This is a genomic window from Mycobacteroides franklinii, from assembly GCF_001853795.1.
Taxonomy (GTDB): Bacteria; Actinomycetota; Actinomycetes; order Mycobacteriales; family Mycobacteriaceae; genus Mycobacterium; species Mycobacterium franklinii.
Genome location: NZ_MLIK01000024.1, coordinates 390,581 through 406,388 on the forward strand (window position 1 = coordinate 390,581; position 15,808 = coordinate 406,388).

13 protein-coding genes are annotated in these 15,808 nt (G+C 64.1%); 5 read left to right on the forward strand and 8 right to left on the reverse strand.

All coding sequences use genetic code 11. The features are described from left to right. Positions 1–38: 38 nt before the first annotated feature. From pyk to BKG76_RS21345, 5 genes are read left to right on the forward strand one after another with little or no spacing between them, the layout of a single operon-like run. Complete coding sequence (gene pyk / locus BKG76_RS21325; RefSeq protein ID WP_078277792.1) at positions 39–1,457, forward strand: pyruvate kinase; 1,419 nt, start codon at positions 39–41, stop codon at positions 1,455–1,457. 9 nt (positions 1,458–1,466) lie between these two features. After that, the gene (locus tag BKG76_RS21330) at positions 1,467–2,336 is read left to right on the forward strand and encodes an acyl-CoA thioesterase II (RefSeq protein ID WP_070939693.1); all 870 of its coding nucleotides are present in this window, start codon (positions 1,467–1,469) and stop codon (positions 2,334–2,336) included. Next, positions 2,333–2,518, forward strand: coding sequence for a PLD nuclease N-terminal domain-containing protein (locus BKG76_RS21335; protein WP_070939694.1), 186 nt, complete (start codon positions 2,333–2,335; stop codon positions 2,516–2,518). The genes BKG76_RS21330 and BKG76_RS21335 overlap by 4 nt, the downstream gene beginning before the upstream one ends. 50 nt (positions 2,519–2,568) lie before the next feature. Further along, positions 2,569–3,978: a bifunctional lysylphosphatidylglycerol flippase/synthetase MprF gene (locus BKG76_RS21340; protein WP_070939695.1), complete on the forward strand. Its 1,410-nt coding sequence runs from the start codon at positions 2,569–2,571 to the stop codon at positions 3,976–3,978. A 56-nt stretch (positions 3,979–4,034) separates the two neighbouring features. Continuing rightward, positions 4,035–5,729: a purine-cytosine permease family protein gene (locus BKG76_RS21345; RefSeq protein ID WP_070939696.1), complete on the forward strand. Its 1,695-nt coding sequence runs from the start codon at positions 4,035–4,037 to the stop codon at positions 5,727–5,729. A gap of 3 nt (positions 5,730–5,732) precedes the next feature. Here the strand turns inward: BKG76_RS21345 and BKG76_RS21350 are convergent, their stop codons facing one another. The 8 genes from BKG76_RS21350 to BKG76_RS21385 all read right to left on the reverse strand — a co-directional run bounded on the left by BKG76_RS21350 (position 5,733) and on the right by BKG76_RS21385 (position 15,757). After that, positions 5,733–6,227: a DUF4190 domain-containing protein gene (locus BKG76_RS21350; RefSeq protein WP_070939697.1), complete on the reverse strand. Its 495-nt coding sequence runs from the start codon at positions 6,225–6,227 to the stop codon at positions 5,733–5,735. Then, positions 6,224–7,876: a thiol reductant ABC exporter subunit CydC gene (cydC, locus tag BKG76_RS21355; protein ID WP_070939698.1), complete on the reverse strand. Its 1,653-nt coding sequence runs from the start codon at positions 7,874–7,876 to the stop codon at positions 6,224–6,226. Before cydC ends, BKG76_RS21350 begins: the two co-directional genes overlap by 4 nt. Further along, positions 7,860–9,533, reverse strand: coding sequence for a thiol reductant ABC exporter subunit CydD (cydD, locus tag BKG76_RS21360; RefSeq protein WP_083338157.1), 1,674 nt, complete (start codon positions 9,531–9,533; stop codon positions 7,860–7,862). The genes cydC and cydD overlap by 17 nt, the downstream gene beginning before the upstream one ends. After that, positions 9,530–10,558 (reverse strand): cytochrome d ubiquinol oxidase subunit II, encoded by a 1,029-nt coding sequence (gene cydB / locus BKG76_RS21365; RefSeq protein WP_070939699.1) that lies wholly within the window; start codon positions 10,556–10,558, stop codon positions 9,530–9,532. Before cydB ends, cydD begins: the two co-directional genes overlap by 4 nt. Positions 10,559–10,588: 30 nt before the next feature. After that, complete coding sequence (locus BKG76_RS21370) at positions 10,589–12,043, reverse strand: cytochrome ubiquinol oxidase subunit I (RefSeq protein WP_070939700.1); 1,455 nt, start codon at positions 12,041–12,043, stop codon at positions 10,589–10,591. Between the two features lie 129 nt (positions 12,044–12,172). Further along, on the reverse strand, positions 12,173–13,510 hold the full coding sequence (locus BKG76_RS21375; protein ID WP_070939701.1) for a glutamate-1-semialdehyde 2,1-aminomutase: 1,338 nt from the start codon (positions 13,508–13,510) through the stop codon (positions 12,173–12,175). Continuing rightward, positions 13,507–14,859, reverse strand: coding sequence for an O-antigen ligase family protein (locus BKG76_RS21380; RefSeq protein WP_131815835.1), 1,353 nt, complete (start codon positions 14,857–14,859; stop codon positions 13,507–13,509). Before BKG76_RS21380 ends, BKG76_RS21375 begins: the two co-directional genes overlap by 4 nt. After that, a complete protein-coding gene (locus BKG76_RS21385) occupies positions 14,831–15,757 on the reverse strand; it encodes a hypothetical protein (protein ID WP_070939703.1) in 927 nt (308 codons plus the stop codon). The genes BKG76_RS21380 and BKG76_RS21385 overlap by 29 nt, the downstream gene beginning before the upstream one ends. Positions 15,758–15,808 lie beyond the last annotated feature (51 nt).

Below are 15,808 nucleotides of genomic sequence, written 5' to 3' on the forward strand. Positions count from 1 at the left end.
CTCGTGAGTAGGTAGCACCCCGACTATGCTCAAAAGTCGTGACGAGACGCGGAAAAATTGTTTGTACCCTCGGCCCTGCGACCGGTTCGGCCGAGCTTGTAGGTGCGCTCGTCGACGCTGGTATGGACGTCGCGCGGCTGAACTTCAGCCATGGTGAGCACGCCGACCACGAGCAGAACTACCGTTGGGTGCGCAGAGCCTCCGACGAGTCCGGGCGGGCGGTCGGCGTGCTTGCCGACCTCCAGGGACCCAAAATCAGGCTGGGACGGTTCGCTACCGGATCTACCCACTGGGCAACGGGCGAACTGGTCCGGATCACCGTCGAGGACGTCATCGGAACCCCCGACCGGGTTTCCACCACGTACAAGCAGTTGGCCGTGGATGCCGCCGTCGGCGACAGGCTGCTGGTCGATGACGGCAAGGTGGGGCTGACCGTAGAGGCCATCGAGGGCAATGACGTGGTGTGCCGGGTCACCGAGGGCGGCCCGGTCAGCAATAACAAGGGATTGTCGTTGCCGGGGATGAACGTCTCGGTGCCCGCGCTGTCCGAGAAGGACATCGCGGATCTTGAATTCGCCTTGCGCCTCGGAGTCGATCTCATCGCGCTGTCCTTTGTGCGCTCACCCAGCGATGTCGAGTTGGTGCACGCCATCATGGACCGCGTCGGGCGCCGCGTGCCGGTGATCGCCAAGCTGGAGAAGCCCGAGGCCGTTGCCAACCTTGAGGCCATCGTCCTTGCCTTCGACGCGATCATGGTCGCCCGCGGTGACCTCGGCGTGGAATTGCCGCTCGAAGATGTGCCCATCGTGCAGAAGCGGGCGATCCAGATCGCGCGCGAGAACGCTCGTCCGGTCATCGTGGCTACCCAGATGCTCGAATCGATGATCGAGAACTCCAGGCCCACCCGTGCCGAGGCCTCCGATGTTGCCAACGCGGTCCTCGACGGCGCCGATGCGGTGATGCTGTCGGGGGAGACCTCGGTGGGCAAGTACCCGCTCGAAGCGGTGCGGACCATGGCGCGCATCGTGTCCGCGGTGGAAAGCCACTCCGTGAGCGCGCCGCCGTTGACACATGTGCCGCGGACCAAACGCGGAGTCATCTCCTACGCCGCGCGGGATATCGGAGAACGCCTCAACGCCAAGGCACTCGTCGCGTTCACGCAGTCCGGCGACACCGTGCGTCGCCTGGCCCGGTTACACACCCCTCTGCCCGTGTTGGCGTTCACCCCGCTGCCCGAGGTGCGTAGCCAGCTCGCGCTCACCTGGGGAACGGAAACCTTCATTGTCCCGGTGATGGACACCACCGACGGCATGATCCAACAGGTGGATACAGCATTGCTGGCGATGGAGCGCTATCAGAGCGGAGATCTCGTGGTGATCGTCGCGGGCGCCCCTCCCGGGACAGTAGGCTCGACCAATCTGATCCATGTGCACCGGATCGGCGAGGACGACCACTAGGAGCTCAGCATCAGCAACGCACCGGACTTTGAACAGCTACTTGCGCTGCTGGAACTGAAGAATCCCGAGACCGACGTCTTCCTCGGCGGGCATCCGACCGTCAATCCACCGCGCACCTTTGGCGGTCAGCTGATGGCGCAGTCCGTGGTGGCCTCCGGCCGCACCGTATCGGACAGGCTGTCGCTGGCCGCGATCTCGACCCATTTCATCAATGGCGGCGATCCCGAGCAGGACATCGAGTTCCGGGTGCAGCGGTTGCGGGACGAGCGCAGCTTCGCCAACAGGCGGGTTGACGCGGTGCAGGGTGAGCTGCTGTTGTCCTCGGCGTTGGTGTCGTATCTCAAGGATTCGCCGGGGCTGGAGCACGCGGTGAAGCCACCGGCGGTGGCCGATCCCGAGACGTTGCCGTCCATCGATGAGCATCTGGTCGGCTACGAGGAGACCGTGCCGATGTTCGTGGCCGCGCTCAAACCGATCGAATGGCGGTACGACAATGACCCCGCGTGGGTGCTGAAGTCGAAATCTGAACGGCTGGAACATAATCGGGTTTGGATGAAGACCCATGCGGCGCTACCCGATGACCCGGTGCTGCACAGCGCCGCACTGGTCTATTCATCGGACACCACCGTGCTGGACTCGATCATCACCACCCACGGGCTGTCCTGGGGCTATGACCGGATTTTCGCCGCGACCATCAACCACAGCGTGTGGTTTCACCGTCCGCTGCGGTTCGATGACTGGGTGCTCTATGCGACCGAGTCGCCGGTTGCCTCGGCAGGTCGCGGAATGGGTGCGGGGCGCTATTTCGATCGCGAAGGAGCGTTGCTGGCCAGTACCATCCAGGAAGGCATTATCAAATACTTCCCGGGGCGGTCATGATTCGTATTCTTTCTCTGCTGGTGCTGGTCCTCACCGTTGTCACCATCATTTCCATCATCAAGGACCCGGCGAAGCCCAATGGCGAGAAGCTCCCATGGGCCATCATCGTGCTCGTGTTTCCGATCTTCGGACCCATCTTGTGGTTTGCCATCGGAAAGAGTGATCCCTCCGACCGCTGGTAGCTGCAGGAGTATCCTGGGGGTTGGATGCGAGCACACCGGGAGGTGGCTGAATGCTAGAACCATCAGCGACTACCACCCATGTGCGCATTGCTGAACGCATTGCCGTTCATAGTGATTCACGATCGGCGCGTTTAGTAAGCGCCGGCACGCTGCTTTTCGTGACCGGGTGGCTGGTGCTTTTGGTCGCCCATTCCGGATACCTGAAACACCCCGATTTCGACGAAACCCTTTGGCCCCTCACCGTTCTTTTCTGTGTCGGTTTCATCGCGCGCGGAATCTTCCTTGGCCGGCCGGTCACCTACGGTCATGCGGCGTGGGCGGGGGTGGCGATTCTGATCGCACTGGGAGTCGACGTCCTGCAATTCGAGCGCACGGGTGACGCACTGGTGGTCGCTGCCGGACTCATCCTGATGTGGCCGACGTCCGCAGCACCGCAGCCGGAGGCGCTGGCGGAGGTCTGTGCCCTGGTCGCCAAGACCAGCGATGATCCGTTGGCGGTATTCGCCATGCACTCGCTGAAGTCCTATTACTTCAACGCCGACCGTAGCGCGGCGATCGCGTACCGGACGCGAGCGGGTTTTGCGGTGGTCGGCGGCGACCCCATCGGCGACGAGTCCAGGTTCCCGTCCCTGGTCCGGGACTTCGCGGCAATGTGCCGCTCGCATGGCTGGCGCATCGCGATTCTGGGATGCAGTGAGCGCCGCCTGTCACTGTGGGGCGACTCCCGAGAAGTCGGTCACCGGCTGCATGCCATAGCCGTGGGTCGCGATGTCGTTGTCGACGTGCAGACCTTTGACATGGTGGGCCGCAAATATCGCAACCTGCGCCAAGGCATGCAGCGCACCCACAACTCGGGGGTGACCACCGAGATTGTCGACGAACGCAGTCTCGATGGAGCGCGACGCACCGAACTGCAACAGGTGATGGAACTTTCACACGGAGGCCGATTCGAGCGGGGCTTCTCGATGATCCTCGACGGCGCGCTGCTCGGCCGCTATCCCGGCATCCGGCTCATCATCGCCCGAGACAATCGTGGTGTGGTGCAGGGCTTTCATCGCTATGTCACCTCGGGGGGCGGCAGCGATGTCTCCCTCGATGTGCCATGGCGGCGCCCCGGCGCGCCCAACGGGTTGGACGAGCGACTCACGATCGACATGATCGCCCGCGCTAAGGCAGAAGGCGCGCGCCGGTTGTCGCTGGCATTCGCGGCGTTCCCGGAGATCTTTGCCGAGCGGGACCGCACCCGCGCGCAGCAGATCTGCTACTCGGCGATTCACATACTCGATCCGCTGATCGCACTGGAGTCTTTGTACCGGTACCTGCGCAAGTTCCACGCCCTCGGCGAGGCGCGATACGTGCTTGTGCAGATGTCGACGGTGCCGCTGGTCGCGTTCGCGTTGCTGAGCCTGGAATTCGCCCCCAGGATGCGCCCCAAAGTGGCTGCCGGACCTGCCACGTAACAGGACATTAACGTCGGGAAAACGCGCCCGAATTGGGCGGTGGACAGGCTGTCCGCGTGACCGACACTCTCGATACGACTGCATCCGCACCCGTTTCGTCTGCTCCGTCCACCCACGACGCCTCGGAAAGCGCGGCGCTGCGGGAGACATTGGAGGACTACACACTCCGGTTCGCTCCCAGGCGTTTTCGGCGCTGGAGCCCCGCCGTCGTTGGTGTTACCGCCTTGGGCGGCATCGCCTACTTGGCAGATTTCGCGATCGGTGCCAACATTGGAATCTCCTATGGCACCGGAAATGCGCTGTGGGGCATAGGGGTTTTTGCGGTCATCATTATTCTGACCGGAATCCCGTTGTCCTACTACGCGGCCCGCTACAACATCGACCTCGACTTGATCACGCGTGGAAGCGGATTCGGCTACTACGGCAGCATCGTCACCAACATCATCTACGCGACGTTCACGTTCATATTCTTCGCGCTCGAGGGCTCGATCATGGCCCAGGGACTCAAGCTTGGGCTTGGCGTACCGCTACCCGTGGGCTATGCGATGTCCACCATCATCATCATTCCGCTGGTCATCTACGGGATGAAGGCATTGTCGGTGCTTCAGGTGTGGACCACCCCGTTGTGGCTCGTCATGATGGTCATCCCGTTCGTCTATCTGGTTGTGCGTCACCCGGATTCCATCGGCACGTTTTTCGCCTACGGCGGCAAGGATGCGCAGGCCGTCAATCTGGGCTCGATCATGCTGGCGGCGGGAGTGTGCCTGTCGTTGATCGCGCAGATTGCCGAGCAGATCGACTATCTGCGCTTCATGCCGCCGAAAACCCCTGAGAACAGTCGCCGTTGGTGGACCGCGATGTTGTTGGCGGGACCCGGCTGGGTGCTGTTCGGCGCCATCAAGCAGGTGATCGGGCTGTTCCTGGCGGTGTATCTCATCGCCAACGTGGTGGGCGGGGCCGCGGTGGCCAATCAGCCGGTGCATCAGTTCCTGGAGATCTACCAGAACATGATGCCGCACTGGCTGGCGATCACCCTGGCCGTGATCCTGGTGGTAATCAGCCAGATCAAGATCAACGTCACCAATGCCTATTCGGGTTCGTTGGCATGGACCAACTCCTTCACCCGTATCACCAAACACTACCCGGGCCGTTTGGTCTTCGTGCTGTTCAACCTGCTGATCGCACTGGTGCTCATGGAAGCCAACATGTTCGACTTCCTGAGCACCATCCTCGGGTTCTACGCCAACTGCGGTATGGCATGGGTCGTCACGGTGGCCTCTGATATCGCGGTCAACAAGTACCTGCTCAAGCTCTCGCCCAAGGAGCCGGAGTTCCGGCGGGGCATGCTTTACGACATCAACCCGGTCGGATTTGTATCGATGCTGCTCTCGGCAGGTATCTCGATCCTGGTCTTCTTCGGGGTGTTCGGCGAGGCGATCCGTCCCTACTCGCCGATCGTGGCAGTCGTGATCGCCTTTGTGCTGCCCCCGATCCTCGCCGTGGCGACGCGCGGAAAGTACTACCTGCGTCGGACCGACGACGGTATCGACCTGCCGATGTACGACGAGTACGGAAACCCGTCCGGTGAGCTGCTGCGGTGCGCGGTCAGCGGCATCGACTTCGAGCGTCCCGACATGATCGCCTCGGCGAAGCCGGGTCCCGACGGGGAGCTGCAGTACATCTCGTCGCTCAGCCTGGCCACCGACCGGCTCGGTGAGCATGTGCTGCCTGCCGATCCGCCCACGCGGTAGCGATCAAGGCTTAGGCGTACTCGGCGGCGTACCGGCCTTTTCGTTCATCCGCTTCTCGAAGTCGTTTTGGCATTGGGTGGCTTTAGCCTGATCACCCTTGACGTCGGCCAAACAGGTGATGAAGTCGCTCAAACCGGCCGACTTCATGAAAACCAGGGTGAACACGACGATCAACGTGGATAGCAGGATTGCGAGGCCCCCCAACGCGATGCCCGCGATGGCCACGCCGCGATTGTCGGCCTCGGCACGTTTGACTCTGAGCAGGCCCGCGATCCCGAGACCCACCGCCACGAGGCCCCCGAAAAATCCGCCAAATACTGTGCACGACAACAGGATGGCTATGATTCCGGCAATCAGTGCACTCATGCCGATGCCGTTCTTCGGCGCCGGTGGGGGAACCGGAACGCCGGGTGCGCCGTACGGATACGGATAGGGGTAGGGCGGCGGGTAGCCGCCGGCCGGCTGGTATGGCGGCGGCGGAGGTGGCGTTTCCGTCATACGTGCACTGTATCGCCGAGTTGGATACGAAGGCATGTCACCGAATCGGGCAGGTGGTGGGTGGCGACCACGACGGTCCGCCCCGCCAGCAACGAGCTGTTGGCGTCCAACAACTCCCGCAGCATCGTTTCGGCGGCGTGCCCATCGAGATGTTCGGTGGGTTCGTCCAGGAGCAGCACCGGAACCGTGGAGAGGATCGCGCGCGCGAGGAGGAGCCGTCGCCGTTGCCCGCCGGATACCGAGGCCGCGCCCGCGGTCAACACCGTGTCCAGTCCTCGTGGCAGCGACTCGATCCAGGAAACGAGGCCCACGGCGGACAAGGCGCCCATCATGGCGTCATCGGTGGCGTCACCGCGGGCGACAAGGAGGTTGTCGCGCACCGTGGTGGCGAACAGGTGCGCGTCCTCGGCGAAAAACCGGATGAGTGAGGGCAGTTCGGCCGCCGGTAGATCGGCCAGGGGATTGCTGCCGACGCCGATGCTGCCCGAGGCCGGCGAGGACAGTCCGGCAAGGGTCGTGAGCAATGACGTCTTGCCGATGCCGCTGGGGCCGGTGATCGCCAGCCGGGCACCCGCCGGCAGCTGGAACGACAACGGACCCGATACGGAACATCCGGTGCGCCAACGGAGTTCTGAGCACTCGACAGATGCGCCGGAGTTCGCCGCGGTCGGCATCACATCGACAGGCACGGCCATGTCGATGTCGGTCGAGACCAGCTCCTGCAGATGCCGCGCCGAGGCGCGAGCGCGCGCGATGCCGATGGCAGCGGCGGGCAACGCGGTGGAAGCCTCGAACGCCGCCAGCGGCAGCAGCACCAGGATGGCGAGGGTCGTGGGCGCGATATGCCCTGCGAGTTCTACTGCCGAGGCCAAGCCCCCAACGGAGGCGGCGCCCACAGCCAGCGTGGGAACCGCGGCTGCCCAGGCCGCCGGACTCGCGGCCGCGTCCTGGGCAGCCGCCCACTCCATCCGGCGTCGGCGAGCCAATTCAAGCTGACGGGGCAGCAAGCCCGCCACCCGGAGCTCGGGTGCGTGGTCGAGGATCTCGACGGTTGTCTCGGCGTGCAGTGCGCGTGCCCGCGCGCCGCGTGTCTGTCTGGCCCGGGACGCGCGCGCTGCCAACATCGGCGCCAGGACATCGGCGATCAGTAAGGCACCCGCCATCATGGCGGCGGCAGGCAGTGATATCAGTGCGATGGCGACTGTCGCCGCGACGCCGAGCACGGCGGCGACCGCGGCGGGAATGACGCTGCGAACCACGGTCTCGGCCAGCTCGTCGATGTCTGCACCGATGCGGGCAAGCACCGCACCCTTGCGCAGCGTTCCGGCAGATCCGCCGACCAGCCGCGCGTACACGTGCGCACGTACGGTGGCCGCGCCGCGCAGCGCGATATCGTGGCCGGCGAGCCGCTCGCAGTACCGCCAGATGCCGCGCGAGATTCCCAGTGCCCGCACCGCCACCACGGCAACCGACAGGTCGAGTACGGGTGGCATCTGCCAGGCGCGGGTGATCAACCACGCCGACAGGCCGGCCAGAGCCAGGGCACTTCCCAGCGCCAGGACACCGTATGCCACGGCCACCGTGAGCCGTGCCGGTCGCACCCGCAGCGCGACCAGCCAGTGCCGTAAGGGATCAGTGGTGCGCGGCATGTCTTGCCTGCACAGTGAAGACTCTGTCGGCCGCAGCCAAGACCGGAGCTCGATGGCCCACCAGTACCACCGTCGCGCCGCTTCGAGCACGGGACACCAGCGCCGCCAGCACGGCGGCCTCGGTATCACCGTCGAGATGCGCGGTGGGCTCGTCGAGAAGCAGGATCGGTCGATGGGTGCCGAGCGCCCGGGCCAGACCCAGCCGTTGCCGTTCACCCAGCGATAGCCCGACGCCACCCGTACCGAGGCGGGTATCCAATCCTTCAGGCAGCGTCGCCAGGGTCCTATCGAATTGGCTCTCGGCAAGCGCGGATTCCAGATCGTCGAGCGTTCCGAAGATCTCGAGGTTCTCGCGTACGGTGCCCGCGACCAGTACCGGCCGTTGCGGCAGCCATCCGATCATCGACCACCAGGTGTCGCGGTCAATGTCGTCAAGTGCCACCTCGTCCACGAGAACGCGGCCGGCTGTCGGCATCGCAAGGCCGGTTATCGCGTGCAGCGCGGTGGACTTCCCCGCACCGTTGTCACCGGTCAGCACCGTCACGGTGCCGGGCCGAATGGTTGCCGTCAATTCCCAAGGCGCATAGCCGCTTCGGTCCGTGACGCTGATGGCGTCCAACTGAATGGTTGGCCGAGGGTGCGGAGCCTTCGTATCCCCGACCGCGGGCAAGGGGGCCTGCGGTGTGAGGGTGTCGAGCAGTTCGAAGGTTTTGTCCGCCGCCGCCTTTCCATCGGCGGCACTGTGGAACTGGATTCCGACCCGCCGCAGGGGCCAATACACCTCCGGGGCAAGGATCAAGACGGTGAGCGCGGTAGTGAGATCCAGATGGCCGAAGACGAGTCGCATCCCGATGCTCACCGCGATGAGGGCGACACTCAGGGTCGCGATCATTTCCAGCACCATCGCCGACAGGAAGGCAACCCGCAACGTTGCCATCACCGAACGTCGCTGAGCGGCACCGAGTTCGGTGATTCGGCGCAACGGTGTCGCGGTGCGGCCCAGTGCGCGTAACGTCGGGATGCCCGCGATCAAATCGAGAATCTGACTCGTGACCGCCGTCGATGCGTTCAGTGCCGTCTCGGCGCGATCCCGGGTGAGCAGGCCGATGAGGATCATGAACACCGGGATCAGCGGCAGGGTCACCGCGACGATGATGGCCGATCGGATATCGGAGAACGCGATCACCACCGCGGCGGCGGGCGTGACGATCGCGGCGCTGAGCACGGCGGGCAGGTATCCCGCGAAATAGGGCCGCAGGTCGTCCAATCCGCGGGTCAGTACCTCGGTAGCCGAGTCTCGATGTTGCTCCAGATCGCGCGGTTGTGCCTGTGCGAGTGTCGACAGCAGCTGATCGTCGAGGTCGGCGATGACAGCTGTCGCGCCCCGCTCGCTGAAGCGAACCTGCACACCATGTGCTGCGGCCCGAAGGATCCAGAGCACCGCCAGGAGCGCCAGCGGTTGTCCCATATGAGCGATATCGCGCGCGACCGGATCGGTGATCAGTCGGGCGAGGGCGTACGCCAGCACTATCGCGATCAGGAGCGTGCACGCGGTCATCACCAGTTCGCACAGCACCGTCAGAATCAGGTACCGGCGAACAGGAGCGCTGCGGCGCCACAGTCGGAGATCAACCGGGCCGCTGCGCGATGTCGTCATCGCACAGGCAGCCCGACCGGATCGGGAATCTGCTCGGCCGAGATGCGCTGTCGGAATACCCAGTACGTCCAGCCCTGGTAGATCAACACCACCGGCGCGGTGATCGCCGCCGCCCAGCTCATTACCCTGAGGGTGTAGGGGCTGGAAGAGGCGTTGACGACGGTCAAGTTGTAGGCCGGATCAAGGCTGGACACAATGAGATTGGGGTAGAGGGAGCCGAACAGCAAGACGACGACCGCGATGACTGTCAGGCATGTGCAGGCGAAGGCCCAGCCGTCCCGCGAGACCCGTGACGCGGCGGCCGCACCGATCAACGACAGCGCGGCAATCGCGAGGGCGATCCACGTCCAACTCTTGCCGTAGGCAAGCTGTGTCCATAATCCGTATCCACCGGCGGCAGCGATCACCGGGATCGCCAGCGTGCGCGCCCAGGAGACGGCATCTTCGCGGACCACTCCCGCGGTCTTCAGGGAGATGAAGAGCGCACCGTGAAAGGCAAAGAGCCCCACGAAAACCACGCCGCCGAGGAGGACATACGGCCGGAGCACGTCGCCGACGGTCAGCGTGAGCTGTTTGGCGCCGTCCACCGGAAGCCCGGCGAGCATGGAGGAGAAGGCCACACCCCACAGCAGTGCGGGTATCCACGAACCGATGGCTATCCCGAGGTCGCAGCGGGCACGCCAGCGAGGGTCATCGATCTTTCCGCGCCATTCGATCGCGACGATTCGGACAATCATGGCCACGAGAATCAGCAACAGGGGGATGTACAGGCCGGAGAACACGGTCGCATACCAGTGGGGGAAGGCGGCGAACATCGCGCCGCCCGCGGTGATCAGCCACACCTCATTGCCGTCCCATACCGGCCCGATCGTGTTGAGAACGGCCCGTCGCCGGCGGTCGTCGCCCCGGCCGAGCGGGTGCATCAGCATTCCGACACCGAAGTCGAAACCCTCCAGCACCAGGAACCCAAGGAACAGCGCCGCCACGACGATGAACCAGAACTGCTGCAATGCCGTCGGATTCATGTTCGGAACCTCCTTACGTAACTGGTCGGATCAGTAGGCGAAGGACAGCGGTTTGGGGCTGTCATCGTCGGTAACGGGCGGTGTTGGTTCGGTGTCGTGTTCGAGCGGTCCTTCGACGGTGTATCGGCGGATGAGCCAGAACCACACCACGCCGAGCGCGCCGTACAGCAGCGTGAAGGTGACCAGCGACAGCCATACCGTCGCCGCCGAATGGTGGGACACCGCCAGGTCCACGGTGAGTCGAATCTGTTCGACGCCTGTGGGATTGGGGGCTACCACCCAGGGCTGCCGACCCATCTCGGTGAACACCCATCCGGCGCTGTTCGCCAGGAAGGGGGTGGGGATGGCCAGGATCGAAAGCCAGGCGAACCAGCGCTGTTGGGGGATTCGTCCTCTGCGGGTGACCCATAGCCCGGCTAACGCCAGCAGGGCCGACCCGGCGGCGAGTCCGATCATCGCGCGGAAGGACCAGTAGGTCACAAATAGATTGGGCCGATAGTTTCGCGGACCAAACTTCTGCTCGTACTCCTTCTGCAGGTTCTCTACACCCTTGAGGGTGACGTCGGTGAACTTGCCCTCCGCCAGGAATGGCAGGACATACGGCAGCTCGATGGCGTGCGTCACGCTGGCACAGTTGTTGTGGGTTCCCACCGTCAACACCGAAAACTTGGGGTCTTTTTCGGTGTAACACAAGGATTCTGCGGACGCCATCTTCATGGGCTGCTGCTGGAACATCAGCTTGCCCTGGACGTCGCCGGTGGCGGCCAGTGCGACCCCGGACAAGATCATCACCGCGCACGCGCCAATGGCGGCGGGCCGGTACATCGTGCGGGCGTCTTCCAGTGTGCCGAGCTTGTGTGAACGCACCATCCACCAGCCGCAGATGCCGGCAACGAAAGTGCCCGCCGTGAGGAGGGATCCGGCGACGGTATGCGGGAATGCGGCCAATGCCGTGTTGTTGGTGAGGAGTTCGGTGATGCTGGTCAGCTCCGCGCGACCGGTTTCCGGGTTGTAGATGGCACCGACGGGATGCTGCATGAAGGAGTTGGCGGCGATAATGAAGAAGGCCGAGGCATTGACCCCGATGGCCACCATCCAGATGCACGCCAAGTGGACCAGTTTGGGAAGCCGGGTCCACCCAAATATCCACAAACCCAGGAAGGTTGATTCCAGGAAGAAGGCCACGAGGCCTTCGAGCGCCAGGGGAGCACCGAATACATCACCGACGAATCGTGAGTACTCGCTCCAGTTCATGCCGAACTGGAACTCCTGCACGATTCCGGTGGCGACACCCAGCGCGAAGTTGATGAGAAACAGCTTGCCGAAGAACCGGGTGAGCCGATACCAGGAGTTGTCCCCGGTCACGACCCACACCGTCTGCATGATGGCGATGAGGGGCGCGAGCCCAATGGTCAACGGCACCAAGATGAAGTGGTACACGGTGGTGATACCGAACTGCCATCGGGATACGTCCAGGGCGTTCATCGCCACCTCCTACGACACAGCGTAGTAGTAGTAGTAATCCAAGATCAACGCGATACGGGCCACATTTACTAATACGCCAACGAGACGAACGTGGGGCGGTAAACGCGTGAACCCGCCCGGTGCGCGCGGTTAGGAGATCCGTCGGGGCGCGGCCAGTGACCGCAGGGCCGGCGCGACCGGCGGGCCCAGTAGGAATCCATCGGTGGTGCCGGCCTCGAGTGCGCGTCGATAGACGTCGGCCGCCCCGCGCACCGCATCCACGGTCACCTCGATATCGACGGGGGTGTGTGCGGCGGAGATGACGAACGACTGCCCCAATACGCCACGACGCAGGAGTTCCTGGAGCAGCAGTGCACGATAGGCCTGCGAGGGATTCCCTTCGGGATCGAGGCTGGTGAAGGTGAGACAGGACGGCCTGCCAATGGTCCGGATATGTTCGCTTACACCGAGTTCCGTGGTGACCTCGGCGACACCGGCCGCGAGATCGCGCCCCGCGGCCTCCATGGCACGTATCGGGGCGTCATCGCGATACGCCTGCACGACCGCACGAAAGGCGGCCAGCCCCACCGCCTCCGGACCATTGGTGGTGGACAGCAGAAAGGTTCGCGGATCTTCGGTGCGCAGGCCACCACGTTCCATGTAGTCGCGCCTGCCGGCCAGCGCGGCGATCGCGAAACCGTTGCCCATCGCCTTGCCCCAACAGGACAGATCGGGGGTGACGCCGTACACCGCTTGGGCACCCGCACGGGACCAGCGAAAGCCGGTGATGATTTCGTCAAAGACGAGTAGTGCACCATGCTGCGTGCACAGCGTCCGCACGGAGTCCAAAAAGCCCGGCTCGGGTTCCGCTGCGGCGCTGGCAGCCTCCATGATGACGCAGGCGATCTGGCCGGGGTGCCCTTCGAAAAGCTTTGTCAGCGAGTCAAGATCGTTGTAGTCGAACCTGATCACATCGTCTGTCGCGGTTTTCGGGATTCCGGCGTTCATCTCGGTGGTACCGATGAACCAGTCATCGGTGGAGAAGAACGGCTGCCGGCAGGCCGCGACCTTCGGGCGGCCGGTCACGGCGCGGGCCAGGCGAAGGGCCGCGGTGGTGACATCGGATCCGTTTTTGGCGAACTTCACCATCTCGGCGGTGGGTACGGTGCGCAGGAAGTCCTCGGCGGCCTCTGCCTCGAACACCGTTGGCCGACTGAAACTCACTCCCCGGTCCAGGGTTTCGCGAACGGCCGCGACGACGGGCGCGTACGCGTGGCCCAGGGTTATCGCGCGCAATCCCATGCCGTATTCCACGTAGGTGTTGTCGTCGACGTCCCACACGCGTGCGCCCAACCCGTGGGTCAGCACTGGGGCCATGCCCAACGGATACTGGTCGGCGCCGCGCGCGTAAGTGTGCGCACCGCCCGGCACTGCGTCGTGGAGCCGGGCCTGCCACGCGTTCGATTGGTCGAAGCCTTTGTGCGTCACGTCCGTGCTTCCTCGACTTCCTCGCTACGTTTGACCAATGCCCATGCCGCACCGGCCAGTACGATCAAGAGGTACCGGACCATGGAAACCTGCTGGAAAGCAGATACATCCAGCACCGTACTGACGACAGTGAGTGCGACGAGTGCGCCGAGAACGCCGTTGATCAGTTCCGTCGTGGCCACGTCCTCGCAGCGATTACGCGCCTTGGCGGCGTACCCGACCGCAGTGATCATCAGGAAGATCAGCGCGAGCAGGCCCAGGATCCCACCTTCGATGAGTCGGCTGAGGTACTCGTTGTCGAGAACTGGTTGCTCGGGACCCAGCGGATAGGTGAATGATCCTTGTCCCAGCCAGAAGTGTTCGGTCCAGTGCGCCGTCACATAGTCGATTCCGCGTGCGCGAGACTGCAGCGACGGATCGTCGGCGCTGCCCATGAAGGTGCTGATGATTGCGTCGAAGACACCGAGTCCGCTCACCGCGGCGAGCGCTGCCGCGCCGCATGCTGCGCCGAGCAGCCCGGCAAGGCGACGCACCGGCCAGCGCCACGACATCACCAGGACCGCGGCGGCCAGTCCGACGAATGCCGATCGGGAAACAGTCACCACGGAACCGGCGATCACCATGGCGGTCAGGAACGCCCACGGCCACGTCTTTCTGCCGCGTGCCTTCGCGCTGTATACGAGCGCCAACCCAATGGGCGCGATGGTCGTCAACACCGCACTGAGTTCCAGGGCGTGCCCCGCGGCGCCCTGCGCGCGAACGACGCCCTCACGGACGATGTCGTGTGCGACACCGGTATCGCGAAACTTCATGATCCCGGGGATGCGAATCAATGCCGCGATATCGAAGCCGGTCGCGAACTGAATCAAAGCAAAGGCGGCCGTGGTGGCGCCGCCGATCAGAAGCGCCTTCAACAAGATCTCGATGATGCGCGCGGAGTCATCGGGATGGGCGGCGAACAGGAAGACGAATCCTATGAGCACCACCGCCGTCACTGCGAAAGCGGCGATGCCCTGCCCGGCTTGGATCAACGCGACGTGTGGCAGCACACGGGTGGTCACCACGTTGAAGGACACCACGGTGGTGAGTAGCGAGGCGAGGATCGCGATGGACAGCCACCGCGCACCGAGAGTGAGTCTGTGCCCCGACAGCACCCAGTAGATGCCGAGCGCTCCGATCAGGATCAACGCGACCTGCGCAGGACTCAGTCCCTTCAGCGCGTATATCGCGTAGGCCTGTCGCGTACTCAGCAGCACGATCAATGCCAGCGCGGCGAAGGTGACGATATCCGGGCCGCGGCCGGACACCGCTGCGCGTGAGCTACCGGTCCGGGGAAGGCTTGTCGTCACGCCAGTTACGAAAATCGGTGAGTCGGGGTGGGGTCCAGTTCAGCACCGCCTGAGCCAGTGCCTCGTCGTCAATCTCGACATTGTCCAGGTCATCGTCGATGGTCATGGGCTTCTGGATGTTTGCTGCTGCTTGATCTTCGTCCTCCGCTCCGTCTACCACCGGCTCTTCGGCGAGCGCGGCCTGCGTGGGGGACTCGGCTGGACTTGATAGCGTCGCAGTCTTCGCTTGGACCTTGTCCTTGTCCTTCTTGGTGGCGGACTTTTCTTTGCGGTGACGCACCGCGAGGGCGTCGTATATCAACACCAGGATGAGTCCGGCCAGCAGTGCCGCGACCGCCATGGAGCCTGCTGATTTCATCGCGCTGGTCGACGTGACAACGGGTGCGGTGGGTTCTTGTAGGACCGTGAGGCTGGCCCAGTTCTCGGGGGAGACGGAGGCGCCCACCTGCAGCTTGATCAGGTTGTCACGTGCGACGTCCAGCAGTGCTGACGCGCCTGCCTGGCAATCCGATGTCGCGCTGCACAACACGAGAATCGACACCTGGGGCGACGGCTGTTGGTTGTTGGGCCCCAGGTCAATGGTGTTGGAGACCTTGTAGTCCACGCCGGGAGCGACTGCCGCGATGGCGGCCTGCGCGGGCTGGCTGGACAGAGAGGTGGCCAGGATGCCGGCGAGCTGTGCTTTCTCCGGGGATAGATTCAGCATCGGGTTGGCGCCGAGCGTGTCGCCGGTCGAGGAGTAGGTGGGCGGTGGCACCACCACGGCCGAAGCCGTGGATGCCCGCACCGTGACGCCGGTGCTGTAACCATATGCGCCCGCACCGCAGGCCAGCAGGACCACGAGAAACAGCGCGATGCGCCGGTTCAAGATCCGCTTGACCAGGTCGTTGACGTTCACGCGCGCTCCGACTCTCGCTATCGTCCGGACTATCCGCGGTAGGCGCACTGT